The organism is Bradyrhizobium sp. CCBAU 25338 (assembly GCF_028128965.1).
In the GTDB taxonomy this organism is placed as follows: domain Bacteria; phylum Pseudomonadota; class Alphaproteobacteria; order Rhizobiales; family Xanthobacteraceae; genus Bradyrhizobium; species Bradyrhizobium liaoningense.
On the sequence record NZ_LFKY01000043.1, the window covers coordinates 186,970 to 210,295 of the forward strand.

General features: G+C 64.9%; 20 protein-coding genes and 1 pseudogene. 8 read left to right on the plus strand and 13 right to left on the minus strand.

Annotated elements, in window-relative coordinates; all coding sequences use genetic code 11:
- Positions 1–48: 48 nt before the first annotated feature.
- The 3 genes from ACM42_RS34475 to folE form a co-directional block, all read right to left on the minus strand.
- Entirely contained in the window at positions 49–1,110 is a 1,062-nt protein-coding gene (locus ACM42_RS34475; protein WP_271532617.1) for a lytic transglycosylase domain-containing protein, read from the minus strand.
- 173 nt (positions 1,111–1,283) lie between these two features.
- On the minus strand, positions 1,284–1,706 hold the full coding sequence (hisI, locus tag ACM42_RS34480; RefSeq protein WP_271532619.1) for a phosphoribosyl-AMP cyclohydrolase: 423 nt from the start codon (positions 1,704–1,706) through the stop codon (positions 1,284–1,286).
- 27 nt (positions 1,707–1,733) lie between these two features.
- Entirely contained in the window at positions 1,734–2,423 is a 690-nt protein-coding gene (gene folE, locus ACM42_RS34485; protein ID WP_271532621.1) for a GTP cyclohydrolase I FolE, read from the minus strand.
- A gap of 241 nt (positions 2,424–2,664) precedes the next feature.
- On the opposite strand from folE, the gene ACM42_RS34490 reads away from it, so the two are divergent.
- Complete coding sequence (locus tag ACM42_RS34490; RefSeq protein ID WP_024340718.1) at positions 2,665–3,120, plus strand: iron-sulfur cluster assembly scaffold protein; 456 nt, start codon at positions 2,665–2,667, stop codon at positions 3,118–3,120.
- A gap of 115 nt (positions 3,121–3,235) precedes the next feature.
- Here the strand turns inward: ACM42_RS34490 and ACM42_RS34495 are convergent, their stop codons facing one another.
- Positions 3,236–4,135: a hypothetical protein gene (locus ACM42_RS34495; protein ID WP_271532624.1), complete on the minus strand. Its 900-nt coding sequence runs from the start codon at positions 4,133–4,135 to the stop codon at positions 3,236–3,238.
- 229 nt (positions 4,136–4,364) lie between these two features.
- On the opposite strand from ACM42_RS34495, the gene yidD reads away from it, so the two are divergent.
- Together yidD and ACM42_RS34505 are read left to right on the plus strand one after the other, a co-directional pair.
- Entirely contained in the window at positions 4,365–4,697 is a 333-nt protein-coding gene (gene yidD / locus ACM42_RS34500) for a membrane protein insertion efficiency factor YidD (protein WP_271532626.1), read from the plus strand.
- 90 nt (positions 4,698–4,787) lie between these two features.
- The gene (locus ACM42_RS34505) at positions 4,788–4,994 is read left to right on the plus strand and encodes a hypothetical protein (RefSeq protein WP_028180055.1); all 207 of its coding nucleotides are present in this window, start codon (positions 4,788–4,790) and stop codon (positions 4,992–4,994) included.
- A gap of 1 nt (position 4,995) precedes the next feature.
- Here the strand turns inward: ACM42_RS34505 and ACM42_RS34510 are convergent, their stop codons facing one another.
- The 3 genes and pseudogenes from ACM42_RS34510 to ACM42_RS34520 all read right to left on the minus strand — a co-directional run bounded on the left by ACM42_RS34510 (position 4,996) and on the right by ACM42_RS34520 (position 7,832).
- A complete protein-coding gene (locus ACM42_RS34510; RefSeq protein WP_271532628.1) occupies positions 4,996–5,952 on the minus strand; it encodes a PDR/VanB family oxidoreductase in 957 nt (318 codons plus the stop codon).
- Positions 5,949–6,470: an MOSC domain-containing protein gene (locus tag ACM42_RS34515; protein WP_271532630.1), complete on the minus strand. Its 522-nt coding sequence runs from the start codon at positions 6,468–6,470 to the stop codon at positions 5,949–5,951. Before ACM42_RS34515 ends, ACM42_RS34510 begins: the two co-directional genes overlap by 4 nt.
- A gap of 50 nt (positions 6,471–6,520) precedes the next feature.
- A pseudogene (locus ACM42_RS34520) lies at positions 6,521–7,832 on the minus strand (MFS transporter).
- A 356-nt stretch (positions 7,833–8,188) separates the two neighbouring features.
- On the opposite strand from ACM42_RS34520, the gene ACM42_RS34525 reads away from it, so the two are divergent.
- Positions 8,189–8,746 carry a helix-turn-helix domain-containing protein gene (locus ACM42_RS34525; RefSeq protein ID WP_028180477.1) on the plus strand — a complete coding sequence of 186 codons (558 nt, stop codon included), beginning with the start codon at positions 8,189–8,191 and terminating at the stop codon, positions 8,744–8,746.
- A gap of 21 nt (positions 8,747–8,767) precedes the next feature.
- On the opposite strand, the gene ACM42_RS34530 is transcribed toward ACM42_RS34525, so the two are convergent.
- Entirely contained in the window at positions 8,768–9,982 is a 1,215-nt protein-coding gene (locus tag ACM42_RS34530; RefSeq protein ID WP_271532632.1) for a hypothetical protein, read from the minus strand.
- A gap of 2 nt (positions 9,983–9,984) precedes the next feature.
- Positions 9,985–11,352, minus strand: coding sequence for an APC family permease (locus ACM42_RS34535; protein WP_271532634.1), 1,368 nt, complete (start codon positions 11,350–11,352; stop codon positions 9,985–9,987).
- Positions 11,353–11,679: 327 nt separating this feature from the next.
- On the opposite strand from ACM42_RS34535, the gene ACM42_RS34540 reads away from it, so the two are divergent.
- Positions 11,680–13,011, plus strand: coding sequence for an alpha/beta hydrolase (locus ACM42_RS34540; RefSeq protein ID WP_271532636.1), 1,332 nt, complete (start codon positions 11,680–11,682; stop codon positions 13,009–13,011).
- 48 nt (positions 13,012–13,059) lie between these two features.
- On the opposite strand, the gene ACM42_RS34545 is transcribed toward ACM42_RS34540, so the two are convergent.
- Positions 13,060–13,437 carry a hypothetical protein gene (locus tag ACM42_RS34545; RefSeq protein ID WP_271532638.1) on the minus strand — a complete coding sequence of 126 codons (378 nt, stop codon included), beginning with the start codon at positions 13,435–13,437 and terminating at the stop codon, positions 13,060–13,062.
- A 90-nt stretch (positions 13,438–13,527) separates the two neighbouring features.
- A complete protein-coding gene (locus ACM42_RS34550; protein ID WP_271532640.1) occupies positions 13,528–14,703 on the minus strand; it encodes an MFS transporter in 1,176 nt (391 codons plus the stop codon).
- 185 nt (positions 14,704–14,888) lie between these two features.
- Between ACM42_RS34550 and thrS the strand changes: the two genes are divergently transcribed.
- The 3 genes from thrS to ACM42_RS34565 all read left to right on the plus strand — a co-directional run bounded on the left by thrS (position 14,889) and on the right by ACM42_RS34565 (position 18,924).
- Complete coding sequence (thrS, locus tag ACM42_RS34555; protein WP_271532642.1) at positions 14,889–16,931, plus strand: threonine--tRNA ligase; 2,043 nt, start codon at positions 14,889–14,891, stop codon at positions 16,929–16,931.
- 92 nt (positions 16,932–17,023) lie between these two features.
- Positions 17,024–17,587: a nitroreductase family protein gene (locus tag ACM42_RS34560; RefSeq protein ID WP_271532644.1), complete on the plus strand. Its 564-nt coding sequence runs from the start codon at positions 17,024–17,026 to the stop codon at positions 17,585–17,587.
- A gap of 68 nt (positions 17,588–17,655) precedes the next feature.
- Positions 17,656–18,924 carry a serine hydrolase domain-containing protein gene (locus ACM42_RS34565; RefSeq protein ID WP_271532646.1) on the plus strand — a complete coding sequence of 423 codons (1,269 nt, stop codon included), beginning with the start codon at positions 17,656–17,658 and terminating at the stop codon, positions 18,922–18,924.
- Here the strand turns inward: ACM42_RS34565 and ACM42_RS34570 are convergent.
- Positions 18,910–21,372, minus strand: a complete 2,463-nt coding sequence (locus ACM42_RS34570; RefSeq protein WP_271532648.1) for a putative bifunctional diguanylate cyclase/phosphodiesterase — start codon at positions 21,370–21,372, stop codon at positions 18,910–18,912. The genes ACM42_RS34565 and ACM42_RS34570 overlap by 15 nt on opposite strands.
- Positions 21,373–22,424: 1,052 nt before the next feature.
- Positions 22,425–23,285, minus strand: a complete 861-nt coding sequence (locus ACM42_RS34575) for a LysR family transcriptional regulator (protein WP_271533703.1) — start codon at positions 23,283–23,285, stop codon at positions 22,425–22,427.
- Between the last annotated feature and the right edge of the window lie 41 nt (positions 23,286–23,326).

Sequence of the window (23,326 nt, forward strand, 5' to 3'; positions counted from 1 at the left end):
GCAGCAGTGTTTCACTGCTGCGGCGCGTCCGGGACACGGGTGCGGAGATTAGCTCGAGAACGTGCCGCTACGATCGCTGAAGAGATCGAGCGGCTGCGGCGGCCGCACGTCCGGCGTCGCCGACGCGACCGAGGTGAGCGAGGCGTTGTCGCCCCATAGTTTCTGGACCGTTGTCGAGACCGGCTGCGTGGCATCGCCGGGCTGATAGATCGAACGAAACACCGGCGTGCCCGGCGCATTGTCCGCGAGCGTCGTCGGCGACGTCGCACTGACGGGCGGCGCGGCCCGTGTGTTCGGGAAGGTCTGAAGATAGACGGCATTGTCGACGACCGGTGCCGTCGGCTGCACGCCGATCGCGCTCGCGACCTCGGTGGTCGACGGCGTGTCGCCATACATCGCCATCGCGTTGCGCGTCACTTTCGAATTGGCTGCATTGGCGTAGCGCGCGTCGAGCACCGAATAGACTTCGGAGACACTGCGGGCGCGGCCGTCTTTGGCGTAGAAGATCGAGCGATTGGCGGACGCCGCGTTGGGAAACAGCCGCGCACCGACCGCCTGCGGATTGTCCTCGGCATTGGCGATCAGCCTGGCCGCGCCGCCCACGCCCATGAAATGCGCCATGTAGAGCTCGCTGTCGGACGGCCTGCGGCCGAGCAGGCCGGTGAGCTTGAAACTGTTCGACTGCGTCAGCGCCGCCGCCATGCTGGAGGCGGCTTCGGGGTCGTCGCGCAGCTTCATGATCGACCGCTTCATCACGGGATCATCGACGGTGTAGGTGCCAGCCGAGGTTCTGGTGATGGCGTCGGCGTAGCTGCCGTAGCCGAGCTGGGTGCCAGCTTCCTTCACGGTACCAAGCCAGGTCTGGTCGATGAACTGGTAGAGCCCGTGCGCGGACGAGGTGGTGGCCCCCGCCGTCGGATCGAAATCCGATTCCATCTTGGCAGTGGTCAGCATGTACTGGAAGCTGACGCCGGAGATGTTGGAGGCCTGCTTGATCGCACCGGCGACGCGCGCCCGCGACGGATCGAGGCCGACCGTCTGGGTGGCACTGGAATTGTCGACCGACATGATGAAATGCCCGCCCCACGCGGCGTTGAGCGACGCCGGCAATTCGGCGTCCGTCGTCTCACCGTGGGACAGTCATGGTTAATGCGGGGTTAATTCAGCCCTCACTGTCCTTCCGGGGCGCGCGCAGCGCGGGCCCGGAATCCATCGCAAGGCATTGCGCGCGGCCGAATGGATTCCGGGCTCGCACCTGCGGTGCGCGCCGGAATGACAGCGAGCTATTTCTTGTAGACCGCGTCCGGATCGAACAGCTGCTCGGCGTCGGCGAACACCAGCTTCGCTCCCCCGCCCTCCGCTTCGACCTTGCGATAGAAGCAGGACCGGCGCCCGGTATGGCAGGCCGCGCCGACTTGCTCGACGCGGATCCAGACCGCGTCCTGGTCGCAATCGGTGCGCATCTCGACCACGCGCTGGGTCTGACCCGAGGTCTCACCTTTTCGCCACAAGGCATTGCGCGAGCGGCTGAAGTACCAGGCATCGCCGGTCGCGATCGTCTTGCGCAGCGCCTCCTCGTTCATGTGTGCGACCATGAGCACGTCGCCGGTGGCGACGTCGGTCGCGACGCAGGTCACGAGGCCGCTCGCATCGAACCTGGGCAGGAAGGCGAGACCTTCTTCGATCTCATGGGAGTGAGCGGACACAGGAGCCTCGCGAGTTTACTTGCGAGGTCAGCGCGTACCTCGCACCAGGGACAGGAAACGGGCCTGCTCCGCGGGGTTGTCGCGGAACATGCCGGTGAAGCGGCTGGTGAACGTGGAAGCGCCATGCTTGGCGACGCCGCGCACCGACATGCAGGTATGCTCGGCCTCGATCAGCACGGCAACGCCGCGAGGCTTGAGCACCTCGTCGATCGCCGCCGCGATCTGCGCCGTCAGGTGCTCCTGGGTCTGGAGCCTGCGGGCGAAGATGTCGGTCAGGCGCGCAAGCTTGGACAGGCCGACGACACGTTCCACCGGCGTATAGGCGATGTGCGCCTTGCCGTAGAACGGCATCATGTGATGCTCGCACTGCGAGGTGAATTCGATGTCGCGCACCAGAACGAAGTCGTCATAGCCGGCGGTCTCGCCAAAGGTGCGGTCGAGCACCTCGGCCGGGCACTGGTGGTAGCCCTGATAGAGTTCGTCGAAAGCTTCGACGACACGGCGCGGCGTGTCGAGCAGGCCCTCGCGCTCGGTGTTCTCGCCGATATAGGCGAGCAGGGTCTTCACCGCGGCTTCCGCCTCGGCGCGAGCCGGGCGCGGCTGGTCGGCACGAACGGCGGCTGCGAGGAATTCGGCGGGATCAAGCTCGGCCGGGCGGCTCTCGAGCTGCCGGTCGGAGGGCTTGTTGGGGCGGATGGATTTGATTGCAGCGTCCATATCGACTCCGTTCGACGGCCTTGCGGCCGGAGTGTCACCGGCAGACGGGGCGGCCAAGCCGCCGGACGCCTGAACAGACCAAGCTTCAGTGGAAAGTCCTGGGGCGACAACGCCGGCAGCGCATATCTGGATCACCGCCATCGCACCGCTGGACTGTTTTTCCACCAGTTCCGTCCCTATATAGGACCGTGTACGGCGCCCGCCAAGGCCGATCCGGCCCGGAAGTCCTGGACTCCATCACATGCTGAACGACATCTACAACAAGCGGATCATCGAACTGGCCGGGAATATTCCGCGCCTCGGGCGGCTGTCGGACCCCGACGCCTCCGCCACTGCCCACTCCAAACTGTGCGGATCGACCGTGAAGGTCGACCTCAAGATGAATGGCGATACCGTCACCGACTTCGCGCATGACGTGAAGGCGTGTGCCTTGGGTCAGGCCTCTTCATCCATCATGGCAAGTCACGTGGTCGGCTCGACTGCGAGCGAACTCCGTGAGTTACGCGAAACCGTTCGCAAGATGCTGAAGGAGAACGGCGCGCCTCCTGAAGGCAAATGGGAAGAAATCAAGTTCCTCGAGCCGGTCCGCGACTACAAGGCGCGCCATGCCTCGACGCTTCTCACCTTCGATGCCGTGGTCGATGCCATCGGCCAGATCGAAGCCAAGGCCAAGCAGCCGGCAGCAGCGCAGGGCTGATCCCAAACCGGCGTCATTCCGGGGTAGCCGAAGGGCGAAGCCGGAATCCTGCGCTACAATATCTGGATTCCGGGTTCGTCGCTTTGCGACGCCCTGGAATGACCGTACGGGGAGCTTACTTCGGCGTCGCCGCAGCCGGCGCGGCCACGCCACCCGTCGGCACCAGGGCTTCCGCCGTCTTGGTCGATTTGGCAGGCTGCGCCTGCTCCGGTTCCGCGCCGAACCGGGCCTGCGTCTTCGGTGCAAGCTCCGCCATTGCTGGCGCTGAAATATCCACATGCGGGAGCACATCAGCCACGAGATCGGTCGTGACCAGATTGGTCAGCTTGAGCTCGCCGGCGTCGAGCTCGTGCAGATCTTCCCAGGGCGGAACACTGAGCGCAAGCGACAGCAAGTCACCGGCGCCCCCCATGTCAAATGTGTATTTGGCGAGCCGGCCGATGTCGCGCTCCACGATCATCAGATCCTGCGCGCTGTAGCTCGCCGCCTTGGCATCGTCGGCCCGGTCGCCCATCCAGATCTGGTGGACCCGGACATGGGCGGCTTCCGGCACGTAGCGCTTCTTGCCGGCGAGCAGCAGGAACACGCACATGGATTCGCAATAGGCCTCCGGCGCGACCGCCGGGCGAGTCGACGGCCCGCCGCGGAGGCTTACGCCGACCGTGGTCAAAAGCCCGAGATTGCGGAAGCGCCGGCCGAGCGTGATCGCGTCATTGACGGACCCGCCGCTCGAATCGAGCACGACGGTCGCGCCCCCGAGCTGGCGTCCGCGCGAAAACTCTTCGAATTCCCTTGGGGTATCGGCGGTGATGATGCCGACCGCGCTGACCCAGCCGCGGCAGGTCGGCTCGCAGGCGACCCAGCTGAACTTCATCGGCAGCTTGCGCTCTTCGAGGGTGTTGCCCGCCCGGGCCGACGACCCGAAAGTCGCGACGGCGCCAGCCAGCGCGATTCCACAGACGGCGGTTCCCACCAGCAACCAGCCGCGAAGATTGAGCGACGTCAGACGTTTCAAACTGGTCCCTTCCCCAAGCCCCAAGGCGATTCAGGCAAGCCCCGTTTTGCGCGTTCAATAAGTCTACACATGAACGTCACAAAAATGGTATCCGGGGGAATACAGATCGTCCAGAGATACTTGCTGCACTGCTCCCAAAAAGCACGCAAATAGGGCGCACAAACAACAGCTTACGGTTCCCTGCGCCGGAACCGGGCAACCCCTGGCTCAAGGTCGCAGCAAAACGCACATGAAGCATTCAGCATGCGAGCACTGTTCCAGTTCCGGTGTGCTCCGGCTGCCGCGCAGATTCGGCCGCGCGCTGATCTGGCTGTATCGGCACACATTTTCGCCCCTGGTCGGTTACAACTGCCGGCACTTGCCGACATGCTCCGTCTACGGCGATGAGGCGATCGAACGGTTCGGGCTCTGGGCCGGCGGCTGGATGACGCTCGCACGCCTGCTCCGCTGCCATCCCTTCGGCACGTCCGGCATCGACAACGTACCCCTCGCCGCGCCGCAAGGCGCACGCTGGTATCTGCCCTGGCGCTACGGCCGCTGGCGCGGGGTCAATGCACCCTGACGCTTGCTGCGGTGCTTGACCATCGCCGCCGGACCGGAACCGGCACTTTCCGCTCGCGTTGTTTCGATGCTCCCACGGGAGGAAACAACAATGCGCTGGAAAATCAGCCCTCATTTTCACTTCCGGCCTGGTCCGAATTTCGGTCACAGGGGACACGATCCCAGAACCATCGACCTGCTCGCCGTCATCGCGCTGCTCGCGCTCGTCCTCGGCTCAGGTTGGTATCTGGCGAGGAGCTTCGCGACACAGCCAAGCACGACAACGTTCATCGTGCCGAGCCAGAGCGTGCACTGGTAGCTCAGAGATCCAGCACCAGCCGCTCGGCGTCCGAGCCCGCCACGCAAACCATGAGATAGCGTTCGCGTTCATACGGCGACAGGATGCGGTCGCGGTGAACTGGCTTGCCTTCGATCCATCCGACCTTGCAGGCGCCGCAGATGCCGCCGCAGCAGGAGGTCGCGATCTCGATGCCTCCCTCCTGCAATGCGGCCAGCATGCTCTGGCCGGTCCGCACTTCGATCTCGGCGCCCGAGCGCGCCAGTGACAGTGTGAACGGTTTGGCATCGGGATCGACGACCGGTGGTGGTGCGACGAACCGCTCGATATGGACACTCGCCGCGGGCCACGCTGCGGTCACCCGCTCGAAATCGTCGATCATGCTTTCCGGGCCGCAGCAGGCCACCATCGTCTCAGATCCACCCTCTCCGACAAGCACTGCGAGATCGGGACGCCCGCTCCGGGACGTCCGATGCACGATGATGCGCCCCTCTTCGACCAGCGAGCCGAGATGCGTGGCGAGCGGCACCTCCTCTCGCACGATCAGATGCAGCGTGAAGTCGGCTTGCTTCGTTCGTTCGAGATGCCGTGCCATGGACAAGAACGGCGTCACGCCGATGCCGCCAGCCAGGAACACGTAGCGCGCGATGCGAGCTTGGGGCTCAAGTCCGCCGCGTGGCAACGACACGCCGATGACATCGCCGATGCCGATTTCGTCGTGCAGCGCCCGCGAACCGCCGCGTCCATCCGCTTCGCGCTTCACCGCGATGACATAGCGCGTGTCGTCCGCGGGCTCGTTGCACAGCGAATAGGTGCGGACCAGCCCGTTCGGCAGATGCAGATCGATATGCGCGCCGGGTTTGAACCGCGGCAGTTCCCACCGGTCGGGATCGGCGAGCGTGAACAGTTTGATGCCTGCTCCCGCCTCCTCGATGCCGGTGACGACTGTCTTGACCGTCGTGATCGGTCGCGCGCTCATGTCGCATTCCGCACGGTATCGCCGACCCTGACGATGCCGCCTTGCAGGATCTTGCAGTTGAGGCCGGAACGATTGATCAGGGGATCGAAGATCGCCTTGCCCGTGATCTCCTCGATATGCCGGCACGGCACCGACAGCCGCGTCGCTTCCAGCAGGGTCTCGCCCAGCCAGAAGCGGCGGCCGACGAGATGATTCAGCGGCACGCCCTCCACCGTAACGTTGCGCCGATGCTCTTCCGGGCCGAGCTCGATCCCGGCGTCGCGCTTCAGCGCAACCAGCGTCTCGAGTTCGAACAGGGTGACCTGCCGGCCCTCTTCCGGCTTGTGCGAGTAAAACCCCTCTTCCTTTCCGATCATGTAGCGGTCGCCCTCGATTCCTTTCCCGGCGACGAGGGTGATGGTCTCGGCCGCGCGCATCGGCAGGAACGCGCGCGGGGCAAGATGGAGGAAGCGCACCACACCGAGCCACCCGAGCTGTGCTGCGCCCTGCGCCGCACCGGCGCTGATCGTATCAAGCATGACAAATCCTTATGAGAAGTCGTGGCGCCGCCGGCAGCGGCGCCGTGGGATCAGGTCAGTTCCTTGTTCGCCATCTCCGGCGCGAACGTGGTCGCGATCGCGGTGACGGCGGCGCAGGCGACGAGCAGCAGCGACACCGGCCAGGTCGCGCCGCCGCTCCAGGCCATCAGAGAGGCAGCAATCAGCGGCGTCAACCCGCCGCTCAGCGCCGCACCGACCTGGAACCCGAGCGAAGCACCGCTGTAGCGCAGCCGAGCCGTGAACAGCTCGGAGTACCAGGGCGCGCCGATACCGAACATGACCATCTGACCGAAAGTGATCGCGACCACGATGGCAGACAACGATGGTCGGATCGCGGGTGTCGAGCAGCCAGAACAGCGGGAAGGCAAACAGCGCCGAGAACAGGCAGCTCGCATAGAACATCGTCTTGCGGCCGACGAGGTCGGACAGCCAGCCGAACAGCGGGATAGCGAGCAGTGCGACCAGCGACGCGGCGAACGCCCCGTTCAGCACCACCGCGCGCGGCAGGCCGAGATTGGCGGTGGCATAGGACATCACGAACACGCCGCCGATGCTGGCATAGGCGATCTCGGAGATCTTCAGGCCGACCGCGGTGAAGAATGGCCGGCGGTGATGCCTGAAGATCTCGAGCAGTGGCAGGCTTGCGACTTCCTTCTTGGCCTGGACCTGACGGAAGGCGGCGGTCTCCTCCATGTTGAGGCGGATGTAGAGACCGACGCCGACCAGGAGGATCGAGATCAGGAAGGGGATGCGCCAGCCGTAAGTCATGAAGTCGCTCTCCGGCAGGCTCGCCACCAGCGCGAACATGCCGATCGCGGCGAGATTGCCGATGGGGTTGCCGACCTGCACCATGCTGCCGAGCAGGCCGCGGCGATGCGTCGGGCAATTCTCGACCACCATCAGCACGGCGCCGCCCCATTCGCCGCCGAGGCCGATACCCTGGAGAAAGCGCAATCCGATCAGCAGCACCGGCGCGGCAATGCCGATCTGCTGGTAGGTCGGAAGCAGGCCGATCAGGAAGGTGCCGATGCCCATCACCATGATCGTGATCGCGAGCATCGCCTTGCGGCCGACCCGGTCGCCGTAATGGCCAAAGATCGCAGCTCCGAGCGGCCGCGCCAGAAATCCGACGGCGTAGGTGCCGAAGGCCGCGATGGTGGCGAGCGCGGGATTGCCTGCGGCGAAGAAGACCTTGTTGAACACCAGCGCGGTCGCCGTGCCATAGATGAGGAAGTCGTACCATTCGACCGCGGTGCCGATCACGCTCGACCACACGATCCGTCGCAAGCTCGCCGCCTCGTCCGGCGCTACGTTCAGGGTTACGTCGTCTGCTACGGTCATCGATCTCTCCAAAAGGTACCGGCGCCTGGGAAAAGCAGTTGGTGCGGTCGCGGTGCCCATCGGCAGCCGCGACGGTAAAAATCGATCATGTTTACTATTGGAAATCAACGCCACGGAACGCGGCAAATGCCGACGATCGCGGCAATGCGGGCGAATTGCGCCAAAATTCGGCGATTTTCCGCGTTATACCAATTCACCTGCTCATAATATCCGCGCCCTTGCCCGAAATTTCTGCTCAGAAGTTTTCCAGTGGAATACGACGCGGGCGACCCGGCTCGGGGCCTTGCCGGCCGCCGGGCTGGCAGTCCGGCGCCTTCTGTTGCAAAACAGGCTTCAGCAGTTCGGGAGACTCATGCGTGCTTGACGTCAGCAAAGCGACAGCGGTCGGGGCCAACATCCGCCAGGCGCGGATCGCCAAGGGCCTGACGCTGGACCAGCTTGCGAAGCAAAGCGACCTCACCCGCGGCTACATCTCGCTGGTCGAGCGCAACCTCAAGATCCCCTCCCTCGCCGCGCTGCTGCGGATGGCCGCCGCGCTCGAGGTCAATGTCGCGAACTTCTTCGACCCGAACGCCGAGCCGGCACCGCGCTACACGCTGTTCCGTCGCCAGGACGGCAATGTGCCGCTGTTCCAGGACACGTTTGGCGTGGTCCCGCTGGCGACCGGTCGCACCCGCAAGATGATGGAGCCCTTTCTGCTGAGCCCGCCGCACAAGTCGGCGACGCGCGCCTCGCATGCGGGCGAGGAGCTGCTGTTCGTCATCAACGGCAGGATCGCGATCAAGCTCGATGGCGAAGAGCTCGTCCTCGGAAGGGGCGATTGCCTGTATTTTTCAGGCGAGACGCCGCACGAGGTCAGGAGCCTCGGCCGGCAGAAGGCCGAAGTGCTGGTCGTCGTGGCCCAGACGCCTTGACGTCCGGCCTCGGCAAATAGCCTACCGGAACCAGAAGAAACGTCCCTGTGACGGTGGGATGGACTCCGGCGGCCGCAGCCGTTTCGGGCGCGGCGGCCTTGGCGGCGGCTCGGTAGCCGAAGTGGTCTCCGCAGTCGGCGCAGTGTCGCTGCCCGGCACCTTCACCGACAGCAGCAAATTCGATTCGCGCATCCGCCATCGATAGCCGACGCCGAAATCGATCGGCTGGGCGCGCGTGAACAGTTCGGCGTAGCGCTCCTGGTAGCGGCCGGGGAATTCGTCGATCGGACCGAGATAGCGGCCGAACGGGAAGAACCGCCATTGCCGTGCGTTGTAGTTCGCGAGCGGAATGCCGGAATCGTCCTGGATGATGGTGGCACTGTTGGCAAGCAGCCAGTCGCGCACGACGGAGAAATTGCCGGAGTGCAACAGATAGGAGGCACTCTTGAGCAGGCTGTTGCCGGGCCCGAGCGTCTCGCAGAACTTCAGGAAGCCTGCGGCGCGCGCGCCGGAATTGGATAGATCGGTCGAGAAATAATACAGCGTGCGCGCTTCCCCATCGCTGCCGGCGAAGGTGATGCGGACGCCGCGCGTTGCGTTTCGTCCAGGATTGTCGTCGCCGACATGCACCCCACCCTTGTCGTCGAGCGCGATCATCTCGACATTGCGGATGGTCTTGCCGGACCGCGCGAGAAAGACATAGAGGATCGGCAAGGTGCCGTTGACCTGATTGGCGTGCAGGTCGACCTTCATCTGCTTGGTGATGAAGAAGGAGAAGCTCAGGATCGAGCCGAGCGAACGCTCGACATTGTAGAGCGCGGCGGCGACCGAACCACGCGGCAGCCGCGTCAGGTCGGGCACCGCTCCCACCGGCTCCAGCGCGCCGAGCACATACGTGCTGGCCTTGGAATAGAAGGCATTGGCGTACAGGAAATCCGGGCCGCTGAACATGTAGAACATGGTCGGCCGGGGCGCGGCGAGATTGGCGTCGGCCCAGCTGCGGATATTGGAGAGCTGCCGCTGTTCGAGCTGGGCGAAAGCTCCATCGAAGAACTTTGCATGGCGCTGCCAGCCCGGATCCCTGGTGAGCGGCACCAGCGGCGAGTCCGCCGAAGGCTGCATGCCCGCAAGGAAGCGCGCGGTGTCGTCGAAGGTGACGTCGGCGGCACGGACGGACGAGACGGACGCAGCCAGCAGGGCAAGGGCGACGGCCACAATTCTCAGGGGGCGGACCATGTCTATTCGCGATTGTCTGACGTACCAGCGGCAGCCGGCCGCCTGCGGAACACAGCATAAATCAACAGGCCCGCGAGCATGACGAGCATCCCCGAGAGCGACTGCACCGGCCGCTCGGTCAGGAGGTAGTACATCATGAACGCGGTCACGAGCAGGAAAACCAGCGGTGTGAACGGGTATCCCCAGGCGCGATAGGGCCGCGGCAGGTCGGGATCGGTGATGCGCAGCTTGATGACGCCGGCGACCGTGAAGAACGAGCAGAACAACAGCGCGAACTGGATGAAGTCGAGCACCGCCTCGAAGCTGCGCGTGAACAACAGCAGGTTGGCGATGGCGAGCTGGAACAGGACGGCATAGGCCGGCGCGCCGCTCGCCGATCGCTTCGAAAACACGCGCAGGGCCGGAATGTCCTCCCCCATCGTCATCATCACGCGCGGCCCGATCCACATCATCGCGCTGATCGAGGAGATCAGGCCGACGCAAATCATGGCGCCGACGATCCGGCCGCCGAGGCTGCCGAAGATGGCGCTGCCGGCGACGCTGGCGACGTCGAGTTGGCCGGCGAGCGCACTCACCGGCGTGGAATAGAGAAAGACCGCGTTCAACGCGACGTACAGCACGAGCACGATCAGCGTGCCCGCAAGCAGCGCGCGCGGCAGGTTCTGTTGCGGCAAGCTCATTTCGCCGATGATGTAGGTCGCGGCATTCCAGCCCGAGAAGGAATACATCACGAAGACGAGGCCGATCGCGAATGGCGCGCTGACGATGTGGGCGAGATCGCCCGGCTGCGGCGTGAAGGCGATCGGCTGCGGCACGCCGATGACGAAGCCGGCGACCAGGAAGGCGACGATCAGGACGACCTTGAGGATGGTCGAGATCAGCTGGAAGGTCGAGGAGTGCCGGACTCCGGTCAGTTGCACGAGCGAGACCAGCCACACCACGCCGATGGCAAGCGGAATCGGCGGCAGATCCGGGACAACCGATTTGGCGTATTCGCCGAACGCCATCGCCGCGAGCGCAACCGGCGCCGCGAAGCCGACCGTGGCCGACACCCAGCCGGCGAGAAAGCCGAAGGCCGGATGATAGGCGCGGCCGAGGAAATTGTACTCGCCGCTCGAGCGCGGAAACATCGCGCCCAATTCGCTGTACGCGAACACCCCGCACAAGGCGACGATGCCGCCGACGGTCCAGAGCAGCAGGATCGAGAAGCCGGACGGGATGTCCTTGACCTGGAACCCGAGGCTGGTGAAGACGCCGACCCCGATCATGTCGGCCACGACGATGGCGGTTGCGACCGGAACGGAGACCCCGGCCCCGCTCCCGGTCAGCCGGCCCATCCGGGCTGCGGTTCCCGCATGTGATGCCGTCATCGCGGTCCTTAACCTCAGGCGTCTCGCCTCGTAGGCCATCGTGCAATTTGGCCCAGTCAATTCAAGCAGGGTTAACAAGGGTTAAATGAGGCAACGGTAGCGGGTACCAAGACACCGACTAACCACGCTTTTGGACAATGACGCCGGGATTTGCCCGGAATTTCCCGATCCCCCTCCCCACAATCAGGACACGATTGCATGATCCTTTTGAGCGTTCCGGATGTGGGGAAGTTGCTCCGGACGCTTAACGTCGCCTAAACGCCAGTCGGCTCAATTGTCTTAAAGCATGCCGACGGACTTGATGTCGTGACTTGGGGTCATGGGTGGATGTTCGGGGCCGTTCCGAGACTGAGAGCTGACTGTCGTGCCGATCGGACAACGTCCGGTGCGCGCCGTCGTGCGCTCCGGGTCGGCCTGATCTCGGCCTTGGTGCCGCTGTCGCTGGTTCAATGCGGCAGGGCGCCCGATCCGGCGGCGCTGGCAACGAACTCGCAGGCGAACGTCCAGGTCGTCGCCAAAACCAGTTCGCAAACCTCCAACGCACGCGTGGCAAGCGGCGACACGTTCGAGGACCGCTTCCCCGCCCCGCAGTTCAAGGAGCGCTTTCCCTCGGCGAGCGAAAGCTTCCTGCAACGGCAGATGTCGGACCTCTCGCCCAGGCGCGCCGTTCAGCAACAACCGCCGGAGCAAGCGTCCTACAAGGTCGCTTCGCTCGAGCCGCAGGTCCCCTACAAGCGTCCGCCGCGCGACGACCTGACGACACTCGTCAGCATGAAATCGTCGGCCTTCCCTTACTTCGGCAACAACCCCGCTTCCGACGCGCCCTTCCTCAACATTTCCAAGGGCGACCGCCGCGGCCACCGCAGCTATTCCGGTCGCGTGTTCTGGCAGGACGAGACCTACAGCGACAGCCGGGTGCTGGTGCACGTGCCCGAGCATTTCGACGTGCACAAGCCGGGTGTGATCGTGGTGTTCTTCCACGGCAATGGCGCGACGCTCGAGCGCGACGTACGCGACCGCCAGCTGGTGCCCAAGCAGATCAGCGATTCCGGCGCCAACGCCGTGCTCCTTGCACCGCAAATGGCCGTCGATGCCGCCGATTCCAGCGCCGGCAAGTTCTGGCAACCGGGCGGGTTCAAGCGCTTCATGGCGGAATCGGCCGACCATCTCGCCCGCCTCACCGGCGATCCCGACAGTGCGCGCGCTTTCGCCAACATGCCGATCGTGATCGTCGGCTACAGCGGCGGCTTCCTGCCGACGGCCTGGAGCCTTGAGGTCGGCGGCATCAGCGATCGCGTCCGCGGCGTGGTGCTGCTCGACGCCATCTACGGCGAACTGGACAAGTTCGCCTCCTGGATCGAGAGCCACCGTTCCGGCTTCTTCGTCAGCTCCTACACCCGCTACACGGCGCGGCGCGACCGTGAGCTGATGAGCATGCTGCGGCAGAAGGGCATCAGCGTCGCCGAGGACATGGACGAGCCGCTCCGTCCCGGCAGCGTGGTGTTCGTGGAGACCGGCGACGGCATCACCCATCGCGATTACGTGACCCGCGCCTGGACGCGGGATCCGCTCAAGGACGTGCTGGTGAAGATGTCGGCAACGCCGTCGCTAGCGCTCACGCGCGTCGCCTCGACCAATCCATCCGCATCGAGCCGCTAGGCCCAATTGCTCAGCTCGATCAGCGACTGAGCCCTGACCTGGCGAATATCAGTTCTTGGGCAGCTTCGGAATGCTCTCGGCAAAGCCGTTGAAGCAGGTCAGCCGCTCGTCCTCTTCCTTGAAGAAACGGCAATCTGCGTAGCCCTTGGCCTTCGCCGGCTTCGGCTTCGGCGCCGGCGGGATCACGGCGTCGTAGCAGTTGAGGCGATCCTTGGTGCCGTCGTCGATCTCGAGGCAGGCCTGGAGCCGGACAGCAATCGACTGCGGCTTGCCCTTCGCTGCCGCGGCGGGCTTGGCCGCGGCCTCGTTGGTCCCCTTGGGCTTGACCTGGACCAGCGGCTTGTCCCCCACCATCGGGGGCTTGTCGGCTTGCGCAAATGCGGAGGTTGAATAGAGCACCGCGGCAACCGCCAGAATCATCCTCATTTCAGTCAACTCTCTTTGGTCCCCATGACCGGCCTTCTAGCGCCCTCACGCGAGGTTTGCCAAGCACCTTGCGCACAGGAAAGACGGCGTTCAGGCGGTTCTGGCAGCAGCCGGCCGCGGCCGGGTCAGCACCAACAGGACCAGCGCCAGCACGACGAAACCCACCGCGACGAAGCCGAGCGTGTGCAGGAGCTCGCGGGCAAACAGCAGCCCACCGACGGCGGAGCCGACCGCCTGGCCGATATAGAGGACCGAGGTATTGAGCGCGACGGTCGCCGATGCCAGCGGCGGCGCGGCCGCGACCAGCCGCACCTGCTGCATAGAATTGGTCGACGCGAAGCCAAGCCCCCAGGTCGCGACCGCGACCGCCATCAAGACGAGCGAGCCCGCGCCGAACGCCCAGCCGGTCATCCCGGCAAGCAACAGGCAGGTGAACAGGAGCGAGGTGCGATAGGGCCCCGAGGTGTCGACGATGCGGGTCGCGATGACAACGCCAAGGAAGCCGCAGACGCCGTAAAGCGCGAACACCATGCCGATCGCATCGGCACCGGCTCCGGTAAGCCTGTTGAGCAGCGGGCCCATATAGGTGAACACCACGAACTGCCCCGACATCTGCAACATCGTGATCGCAAGCAGCAGCAGGATCGTCCTGCTCCGGCCGACCGCGGCCCACGTCTTCAGATCCACCGGTGCGCCCTTCAGGCCCGCCGGAAGGCGCAGCAGCAACAGCAGCAAGCTGATGCAGCCGAGCGCGCCGATCCCGCCATAGGCCGCGCGCCAGCCATAGCGGCTGGCGATGAAGGTGATCAGCGGCAGGCCGACGGCGGCTGCCAACGACCAGCCAAGAAAAATGTACGCAATGGTGCTGCCGCGCCGTTCCGCCGGCACGATCAGTGCTGCCGTGCCGGCGGCCTGCGGCGTGTAGAGCGCACCGACCGCGAGCATCACGAGGCGAATGACAAGGAGGCTGGCGTAGTCGGGCGCAAAGGCCGAAGCGAGATTGCCGAAGGCGAGCACCGCAAGCGTCGTTGCGAGCAACGTCCGCCGTTCGATGCGGCTGGTGAGCCAGGCCGTCAGCGGCGAGCCGATGCACAGCGTGACCGCGCCGAACGTGATCAGGAGCCCGGCCGCATGGATGCTGACCTCAAGTCCCGTCGCCAGTTCCGGCAGCATGCCCGCCGGCGCCAGCACCGAGCAGCCGGTGACGAGATTGCCGAGCATCAGGGCGGTTGGCGCGAAACGGCCGGCGGCGGGGGCTTTTTTCATGCAAGTGCATGTAGAGCAGGCTTGCGGCCAGTTGAAGGGCGCTGCTCCAAATAGTTGGTGCAATGTCCCGGCTTTTGCGCGTCACTTTCTTGGATTTGCCGGATTGCGCAGGCCGAATCGCCTGATATATCGCTCGTTCCCGCTTACCTGCGCTCGTTCGCAGGAGTGAGCCTCAGGAGAAAAGCATGACCGACCAGCCCAAATCCGAGTCCGGCTTCCAGTACAGCCTGTCCAATCTGAAGCCCGTGACCCCTGCCGCCAAAGTCACCCTCACCTTCCCCGACGGCGCCCAGCGCCAATTCGACAAGAGCATCACCGGCCTCGAGATCGTCAAGGGCATCTCGCCGTCGCTGGCCAAGCGCACGGTTGCGATGGCACTCGATGGCGAGGTCGCCGATCTCAACGACCCGATCGAGGATGATGCAAAGATCGAGTTCGTCAATCGCGACGATCCGCGCGCACTGGAATTGATCCGCCACGACTGCGCGCACGTGCTGGCCGAGGCCGTGCAGACGCTGTGGCCGGGTACCCAGGTCACCATCGGTCCCGTGATCGAGAACGGCTTCTACTACGACTTCTTCCGCAACGAGCCGTTCACGCCGGAAGACTTTGCCGCGATCGAGAAGAAGATGCGCGAGATCATCGCGCGCGACAAGCCGTTCACGAAAGAGGTCTGGGATCGCGAGAAAACCAAGCAGGTGTTCCGCGACAAGGGCGAGGCATTCAAGGTCGAGCTGGTCGACGCCATTCCCGGCAACGAGCCGATCAAGATCTACTACCAGGGCGACTGGTTCGATCTCTGCCGCGGCCCGCACATGACCTCGACCGGAAAGGTCGGCAATGCCTTCAAATTGATGAAGGTGGCCGGCGCCTATTGGCGCGGCGACAGCAACAACCCGATGCTGACCCGCATCTACGGCACGGCGTTCGCCAAGCAGGAGGATCTCGACGCCTACCTCAAGCAGATCGAGGAAGCCGAAAAGCGCGACCATCGCAAGCTCGGGCGCGAGCTCGACCTCTTCCACTTCCAGGAGGAAGGCCCGGGCGTGGTGTTCTGGCATCCGAAGGGCTGGACCATCTTCCAGCAGCTGATCGCCTATATGCGGCGACGCCTGACCGGCGACTACAACGAGGTCAATGCGCCGCAGATCCTCGACAAGGTCCTGTGGGAGACCTCGGGCCATTGGGGCTGGTATCGCGAGAACATGTTCGCGGCGCAGTCGGCCGGCGACGAGGCCGAGGACAAGCGCTGGTTTGCGCTCAAGCCGATGAACTGCCCGGGTCACGTGCAGATCTTCAAGCACGGGCTAAAGAGCTACCGCGACCTGCCCTTGCGGCTTGCCGAGTTCGGGGTGGTGCATCGCTATGAACCGTCCGGCGCCATGCACGGCTTGATGCGCGTGCGAGGCTTCACCCAGGACGACGCGCACATCTTCTGCACCGAGGACCAGCTCGCCGAAGAGTGCCTGAAGATCAACGATCTCATCCTGTCGACCTATGCGGACTTCGGCTTCACCGGCGATCTCACGGTGAAGCTCTCGACCAGGCCGGAGAAACGCGTCGGCACCGATGCGATGTGGGATCACGCCGAGCGCGTGATGGCCACCGTGCTGCGCGAGATCCAGTCGCAGAACAATCACATCAAGACCGAGATCAACCCGGGCGAAGGCGCCTTCTACGGGCCGAAGTTCGAATACGTTCTGCGCGATGCCATCGGCCGCGACTGGCAGTGCGGCACCACGCAGGTGGACTTCAACCTGCCGGAGCGGTTCGGCGCGTTCTACATCGACCATGACGGCGGCAAGAAGCCGCCGGTGATGGTGCACCGCGCGATCTGCGGCTCGATGGAGCGCTATATCGGCATCCTGATCGAGCACTATGCCGGCAATTTCCCGCTCTGGCTCTCGCCGGTGCAGGCGGTGGTCACGACCATCACCTCGGAAGGCGACGAGTACGCCAAGCAGGTGCTGGAGCAGGCGCGCCGCGCCGGGCTTCGGGTCGAGATCGACCTGCGCAACGAGAAGATCAACTACAAGGTCCGCGAGCACTCGCTGGCCAAGATCCCGGCGCTGCTCGTGGTCGGCAAGAAGGAAGCCGAGACGCATTCGGTCTCGGTCCGCCGCCTCGGCAGCGACGGACAGAAGGTGATGACGACGCAGGAGGCCATCGCCGCGCTGGTCGAGGAAGCGACCCCGCCGGATGTCCGGCGGGCGCTCGGCGGCGTCTGATCCCTGAAATCGATCTAAATTCGCTTCCGTTGCGGGCGTGCATGCCTATCTCGGCATGGCACGCCCGACGACCAGCCGAAGAGGATATCGCAGTGCCCGACGCCATCGAACTCCTGAAGACCCGCCGCTCGGTCAAGCCGCGCGAAATGACCGGGCCCGGCCCCTCGCCGGCCGAACTCGAGACGATCCTGACCATCGGAGCGCGCGTGCCCGATCACGGCAAGCTCGCGCCCTGGCGCTTCATCATCTTCGAGGGCGATGCCCGCCAGCGTGCCGGCGAGGTGATCGCGAGGGTCTTCGCCCGGAAGAATCCGGGCGCGCCAGCGGCCGACGTCGAGATCGAGCGCAAGCGCCTCACCGATGCGCCGTTGGTGATCGGCATCGTCAGCTTCACCAAGCCGCATCCGAAGGTGCCGGCGTTCGAGCAGGAGTTGTCGGCAGGTGCCAGCGCCATGAACATCGTCACGGCCGCCACCGCGCTCGGCTACGGCGCCTGCTGGCTGACCGGCTGGTTCGCCTTCGATCGCGACGTGCTTGATGGGCTCGGCCTCAAGCCGGACGAGAAGCTCGCCGGCCTCGTGCATATCGGCACGCCGACCAAACCGAGCGAGGACCGTCCGCGACCGTGCCTTTCGGAAATTGTGACGCGCTTTTAGTTCGAAGGCTCGTTGACGCGCCAAACGTTGTGCGGCTTTGATCCCGGCGAGGGAGGGAGGAAGCCCGGATGCGACGGCGTGAATTTCTTATCGGGGCCGCCATGCTCGCCGGCTCGATGGTGCGAAGCCGGGCCGGCGATATTCCCGCCCCCTCGTCCGAGGGGCTCGACCGCATCACGGCGTATTTCGACAACGAGGTGACCAGCGGCCGACTGCCGGGCGCGGTGATCCTCATCCAGCAGCACGGCAAGCCGATCTATCTGAAGACCTTCGGCGTGCGCGACACCAGGACCGGCCTCGCCATGACGCCGGACACGATCTTCGCCATCCACTCCATGACCAAGCCGATCACGTGCCTTGGCGCGATGATGCTGATCGACGAGGGCAAGCTTGCGCTCACCGACCCCGTGTCCAAATACGTCCCCCTCTTTGCCAAGACCAGGGTGGGCCTCCAGACCACCGATCCGCACGGCGAGCTGGAACTTGACTTCGTGCCTCCGGTCCGTCCCGTCAACATCGAGGATCTGCTGCGGCAAACCTCGGGCATCAGCTACGACTATATCGGAGCCGAATGGGTCGAGCATGCCTACAAGGCGGCCAACATCTTCGAAGGTCATTTCAACAACAGGGAGTTCGCCGACCGGATCGCAAGGCTACCGCTGGCACGGCAGCCTGGAACGCTGTGGCGCTACGGCCATTCCACCGACGTGCTCGGCAGCGTCATCGAGATCGTCTCGGGCCAGACGCTGTATCAATTCCTGAAGCAGCGCATCTTCGACCCGCTCGGCATGAACAGCACCAAATTCGTGCTCGCGACCGAGGACGAGCTTGCGCGGATGGCGCGGCCGCTGCCGAACGATTTCATCCTGCTTGCCGGCGAACGCGAGCGCCTCGACCATCCCGAATGGCAATCCGGCGGCGGAGGCCTGCTCTCGACCATCACCGACTATCAACGCTTCTCGCAGATGCTGCTCAACGGCGGTGAGTTCGCGGGCAGGCGCTACCTCAGCCCGGCCGCGTTCAAGGCCATGACGACCGATCACATCGGGCCGGGCTCCGGCGTCGCACGCGACTATTTCTACTTCCCGGGCGACGGCTTCGGCTATGGCTACGGCCTCGCGGTGCGGACCGATCCCGGCAACGCGAAGCCGCCGCCGCCGGGCTCGCTCGGCGAACTGAAATGGGACTCCGGCAGCGGCACCTATTTCGGCGTCGATCCCAAGCTCGACATGGTCTACCTCATGATGCAACAGACCCAGAACGAGCGCAGCCGCATCACGCCCGCGTTCAAGGCGCTTGTCTACGACTGCTACCCGCCCGCACTACGCCGCCCGTGAGGTGCGCTCGCCGAAATCGGCGAGGAGCTTTCCGATCTCGGCCGCGGGCCGCGCGGCACTGAACAGAAATCCCTGTACCTCGTTGCAGCCTTCGGCGCGCAGCCAGTCGAGCTGATCTTCGGTCTCGACGCCCTCCGCGGTCGTGGTGATGTTGAGGCTGCGGCCGAGCCCGGAGATCGCGCGCACGATCGCGCCGCAGTCGGGCCGCTGCGCCAGATCCTTGACGAAGGAGCGGTCGATCTTGATCTTGTCGAATGGAAAGCTGCGGAGATAGCTCAGGCTGGAATAGCCGGTGCCAAAGTCGTCCATGGAAATGCCGACGCCGAGCTCGCGCAACTGATGCAGGGTCGCGAGATTGGCATCGGTCTCGGCCAGAAAGATCGACTCGGTGATTTCGAGCTCAAGCCGCTTCGGCGATAGGCCGGACTGCGCCAAGGCCGAAATCACCACCTGAACCAGGTTGCGGCTGCGGAATTGCGCCGGCGACAGATTGACCGCGACCTTGACGTCGGCAGGCCATTTGACGGCCTCGGCGCAGGCTTCGCGCAGCACCCACTCGCCGAGCTGGATGATGAGGCCGATGTCCTCGGCAACAGGGATGAACTCCGCCGGCGAGATCATGCCTTTGTCGGGGTGATGCCAGCGCAGCAGCGACTCGAAGCCGGAGATTCGGTCGGAGGCGATCGACACCAGGGGCTGATAGTGCAGCTCGAACTCGCCGTTGGCGAACGCACGACGCAGGTCGAGCTCCATGTCACGGCGCCTCTGCGCCTGGAGATCCATCTCGCGCTCGAAGAAGTGGTGCACGCCACCGCCATCGGCTTTCGCCCGGTACAACGCCATGTCGGCATTGCGCATCAACTCCTCCGGCGTCGTGCCGTCGCCCGGCGACAGCGCGATGCCGATGCTGGCGCCGATCACCATCTCCTGCCCGTCGAGATCATAAGGTGCCTTCACCATGTCGATCAGCAAGGACGCGCAGGCGCTGGCCTCGTTCGGCGAGACGTCGGCGGCCAGAATGACGGCGAACTCGTCACCGCCGAGCCGCGCCGCGAGATTGGCTCCGCGGACCGCGGTGGTCAGGCGCTCGGCGACCTGCTTCAGCAGGCGATCGCCCACCGGATGACCGAAGGAATCGTTGATGTTCTTGAAGAGGTCGAGATCCATGTAGAGCACGCCGACCCGTTTTCCATCGGCCTGGCCCAGCGCCTGCTTCAGGCGCTCCTGGAAGAACTCGCGGTTCGGCAGGTCGGTGAGCCCATCATGGTGCGCCATATGGGCGATGCGGGCTTCGGCCTTGCGCCGCTCGGTGATGTCGACCACCGCCACCAGGTAGCCGTCGCGATCGTCGAAGGCGACGCGGCGGCCGAAGGTGAGTACCTCGATTTCGCTGCCGTCGGCGCGCAGATGCCGCCAGTTGCGCGAGGAGTGATAGGCGTCGCCGAGGCGCTCCAGCGCCTCGGCGTGGCTGTCCCACTCGTCCTCCGGCCAGATCTCGTGCAGCTTCATGCGCAGGAAAGTGGCGCGGCTGTAGCCGTAATGCTGGACCGCGGCGTCGTTGACGTTGAGGAACGCCTTGGTCTGCGCGTCGAACACCCACATCGGCATCGGGTTATTGTCGAACAGCAGGCGAAACGAGGCATCGCGCCGCTTCAGCGCGGTGACATCGGAGATCGTCAGCGAAACCACGTCGGCGAAGGCGGTGGCGCTGAGCCTGAGGTAGCGTCCCTCGCTCTCGATCTCGAGCTGCTCGCCGCGGCCGCTCAGAACGGTCTTGAACAGGAATTCCATCACCTCGGGCAAGGCCAGCAGCGTGCCGCCCTCGCCGATCCGCCGCCACAACAGGCTTCCGCTCGCAACCTTCAGCAGTGTGTCCGCGCTTTTGTTGTGATGCACGACCTGAAGATCGAACGGCTTGCCGCCGGCATCGCGCAGCATCACCAGGGAGACCACCGCATCGTCGGTCGAGGAAAAGATCGCGTCGAGGAGGTTGTACTGCGCGCCGCGCTCGTTGACATAGGCACCGACCAGCGTCGCGCCCCAGCGCGAGGACGTCGGCAGCGCCAGCACGTCGTAGGTCCTGACCATGCCGTCGCGCACGCAATGCGCTCTTCCCCGGTGCGGCCGTCCGGTCGCAAGCGCGCTCGCCGCTGCTTCCGACAGCGCCGTGGCACAATCGGGCGACAGCTCGGCGACTGGAATGTCCCAGGCTTCCTCGCCGAGCCATTTCTGCACGTAACGTCCGCTGCGCGACAATTCGAGCGCGCCGTCGTTCTTCAGCAGCGCGATGTGGTCGGCGAGCCGTCCGAGGCTGCCGAGCATCACGTCCTCATAGCGTGGCAGCCGCTCGCCCGGCTTTAACGCCGCATGCCATTTGCGCTGAAGCACCGGGATGTCGTCAAACATTTCGGTGGCCGGCTTTCCCGACACCCTCTTCGCGGCATTCATGGCAGTCCCCAACGCACTTTGCCGGCGCATCCAATGCAGACGCGCTTAACGACGTGTAAAAAGCGCGCAGGCGCGGGTTCCATTCGGCGATTATGACAGTTTTAAGTCAGGCGTTGGTTAGTGGGCGTTAGAGACTATGACAGTTGTGCAAAGGCGATGCTCTCGTGCGGCGCAACGCCGCAACGCGCTGTTGCATGGGCCCCGGCTCTGCAGCGCACCGCTGAAGAAGCGCTGCGCTGCGTCCGGGGCACGAAATGTGATGTTGGGATGCACTGTCTCAGCGCCGTCATTGCGAGTGTAGCGAGCAATCCAGACTGCCGCTGCGGAAAGACTCTGGATTGCTTCGTCGCTTCGCGCCTCGCAATGACCGAGTTTGGGGTAACGGCGTCTTCTTTCGATTTGCATCTTCATTGAAGACACACGGGCGCATCCTCGCGGCTCATCTCGCCCGAGCTTTGCGTCGATGCCTCACCCCCAGATGAAAGAGGGCGCAGGGAGGGCCGGGAGCCGGTTGGCTCCCGTGGACCGCTATGCCAGACGCAAACTGCGTGCGCTTCGATGCACAGCGGGTAACAGGGCAACCGGAGACATCCCGGCCTTCCCTGCGCAGTGGTTGGAACGGCTTATGTCGTGATCTCCCCGGGGAGCGATGCACTATTGCCCCCGTCGCCTTGCGGATGACTGACGGTGCGAACCCGGTCGGGCCGCAACGTCACCGCAAGACTTGGCGCACAGACCCCGGGCGCCAGGACCACACGATTTTGCCGTACGCTGATGGCAGCGGTCGTATGCGCCACGACCTTGCTCACGGTCTCCCGCCCCGCAAGCCCGTTCGCGCCAACGCCATCTGCGTCCACCGCCGCCCGGCCCGCGTTCGTGACGATCGCGATACGCCCCTCTTCCTTGGGCCGGGTCGCGGCGACACATACGCCGTTTCCGAATTTCGGTAAAGAAGAATATTTTCGGCGGGGCGCCTTGACCGATGGTTTGGGTGTTTTGCCCGACAGGCACCGCAAGGCCTTGTAGCCCTGGAGTTGGCTTCATCCGGGTTGCTACGGGTGCGTGCCCGCCAACCGCTCGATCACCAGATCCAGCAGCGCGCGCAGGCGAGCCAGGCGCTTGAGGTCGCGGTGATAGCCGACGAAGGTATCGCGGCCGGGCGGCGACGTACCAATGTCGAGCGCGACGAGGCGGCGGTCGCGGTCCCCGAGCGGGCGCGGCAGCACCGCCAATCCGCCGCCGCTCGCGCAGAGCTCGGCCTGCGCCTGCCTGTTATTGCTGCGCGAAGCCACCTCCGCGTTGGGCAGCGCGCGTTTCAGCCAGGCAGCATCGGGCATGTCGGCGAATTCGACGTTCATGGTCACGACGCGGACGCCACGCCCGTCGCCGGCGCGCGGCGGCTTGGTGCCCTTCTTGCCATAGAGCGCGTAGGGAATGTGCAGCAGCTTCCTGGAAATAATGTCCGGTTCGCTAAACGGCTTGATGCGGAAGACGAGATCGGCTTCGCGGCGCGGCAGGCTGTAGAGGCGCGCATCGGTCAGGAGCTCGACGGTCACCCTCGGATGACGCTTGCCGAAGGCGGCGATCACCGGCGAGAGCATCACCGTCCCGAACCAGTCCGACGACGACAGGCGCAAAAGGCCATCGAGCTGCGTCTCCGCGCCGGAGGCGTGACGTTGAAGCGCGAGCGCTTCCTCCTCGATCCGCTCGGCGTGGCGCAGCACGGCGGTGCCCTCGTCAGTGAGGACGAAGCCGTCGGCGGTGCGCTGGAACAGCGTCTGCCCCAACGCCTGTTCGAGCGCGCGAAGCCGCCGGCCCATGGTCGGCTGGGTCTGGCCGATCTTTCGCGCGGCGGCCCCAAGCGTGCCTTCGCGCGCGATCGCCAGGAAGATGCGCAGATCGCTCCAGTCCATCGCACAGCCCTCATGCAATAATGCACGGTGATCGTACATCG

What these genes read in the sequence shown, in the direction of transcription:
- yidD (WP_271532626.1), top strand. Translation starts at nt 4,365, where the DNA reads ATGAAGCATTCAGCATGCGAGCACTGTTCCAGTTCCGGTGTGCTCCGG.
- ACM42_RS34530 (WP_271532632.1), bottom strand. Translation starts at nt 9,982, where the DNA reads ATGGTCCGCCCCCTGAGAATTGTGGCCGTCGCCCTTGCCCTGCTGGCT.
- ACM42_RS34550 (WP_271532640.1), bottom strand. Translation starts at nt 14,703, where the DNA reads ATGAAAAAAGCCCCCGCCGCCGGCCGTTTCGCGCCAACCGCCCTGATG.
- ACM42_RS34565 (WP_271532646.1), top strand. Translation starts at nt 17,656, where the DNA reads ATGCGACGGCGTGAATTTCTTATCGGGGCCGCCATGCTCGCCGGCTCG.
- ACM42_RS34545 (WP_271532638.1), bottom strand. Translation starts at nt 13,437, where the DNA reads ATGAGGATGATTCTGGCGGTTGCCGCGGTGCTCTATTCAACCTCCGCA.
- folE (WP_271532621.1), bottom strand. Translation starts at nt 2,423, where the DNA reads ATGGACGCTGCAATCAAATCCATCCGCCCCAACAAGCCCTCCGACCGG.
- ACM42_RS34490 (WP_024340718.1), top strand. Translation starts at nt 2,665, where the DNA reads ATGCTGAACGACATCTACAACAAGCGGATCATCGAACTGGCCGGGAAT.
- thrS (WP_271532642.1), top strand. Translation starts at nt 14,889, where the DNA reads ATGACCGACCAGCCCAAATCCGAGTCCGGCTTCCAGTACAGCCTGTCC.
- ACM42_RS34540 (WP_271532636.1), top strand. Translation starts at nt 11,680, where the DNA reads ATGTTCGGGGCCGTTCCGAGACTGAGAGCTGACTGTCGTGCCGATCGG.
- ACM42_RS34515 (WP_271532630.1), bottom strand. Translation starts at nt 6,470, where the DNA reads ATGCTTGATACGATCAGCGCCGGTGCGGCGCAGGGCGCAGCACAGCTC.
- ACM42_RS34535 (WP_271532634.1), bottom strand. Translation starts at nt 11,352, where the DNA reads ATGACGGCATCACATGCGGGAACCGCAGCCCGGATGGGCCGGCTGACC.
- ACM42_RS34570 (WP_271532648.1), bottom strand. Translation starts at nt 21,372, where the DNA reads ATGAATGCCGCGAAGAGGGTGTCGGGAAAGCCGGCCACCGAAATGTTT.
- ACM42_RS34510 (WP_271532628.1), bottom strand. Translation starts at nt 5,952, where the DNA reads ATGAGCGCGCGACCGATCACGACGGTCAAGACAGTCGTCACCGGCATC.
- ACM42_RS34575 (WP_271533703.1), bottom strand. Translation starts at nt 23,285, where the DNA reads ATGGACTGGAGCGATCTGCGCATCTTCCTGGCGATCGCGCGCGAAGGC.
- ACM42_RS34505 (WP_028180055.1), top strand. Translation starts at nt 4,788, where the DNA reads ATGCGCTGGAAAATCAGCCCTCATTTTCACTTCCGGCCTGGTCCGAAT.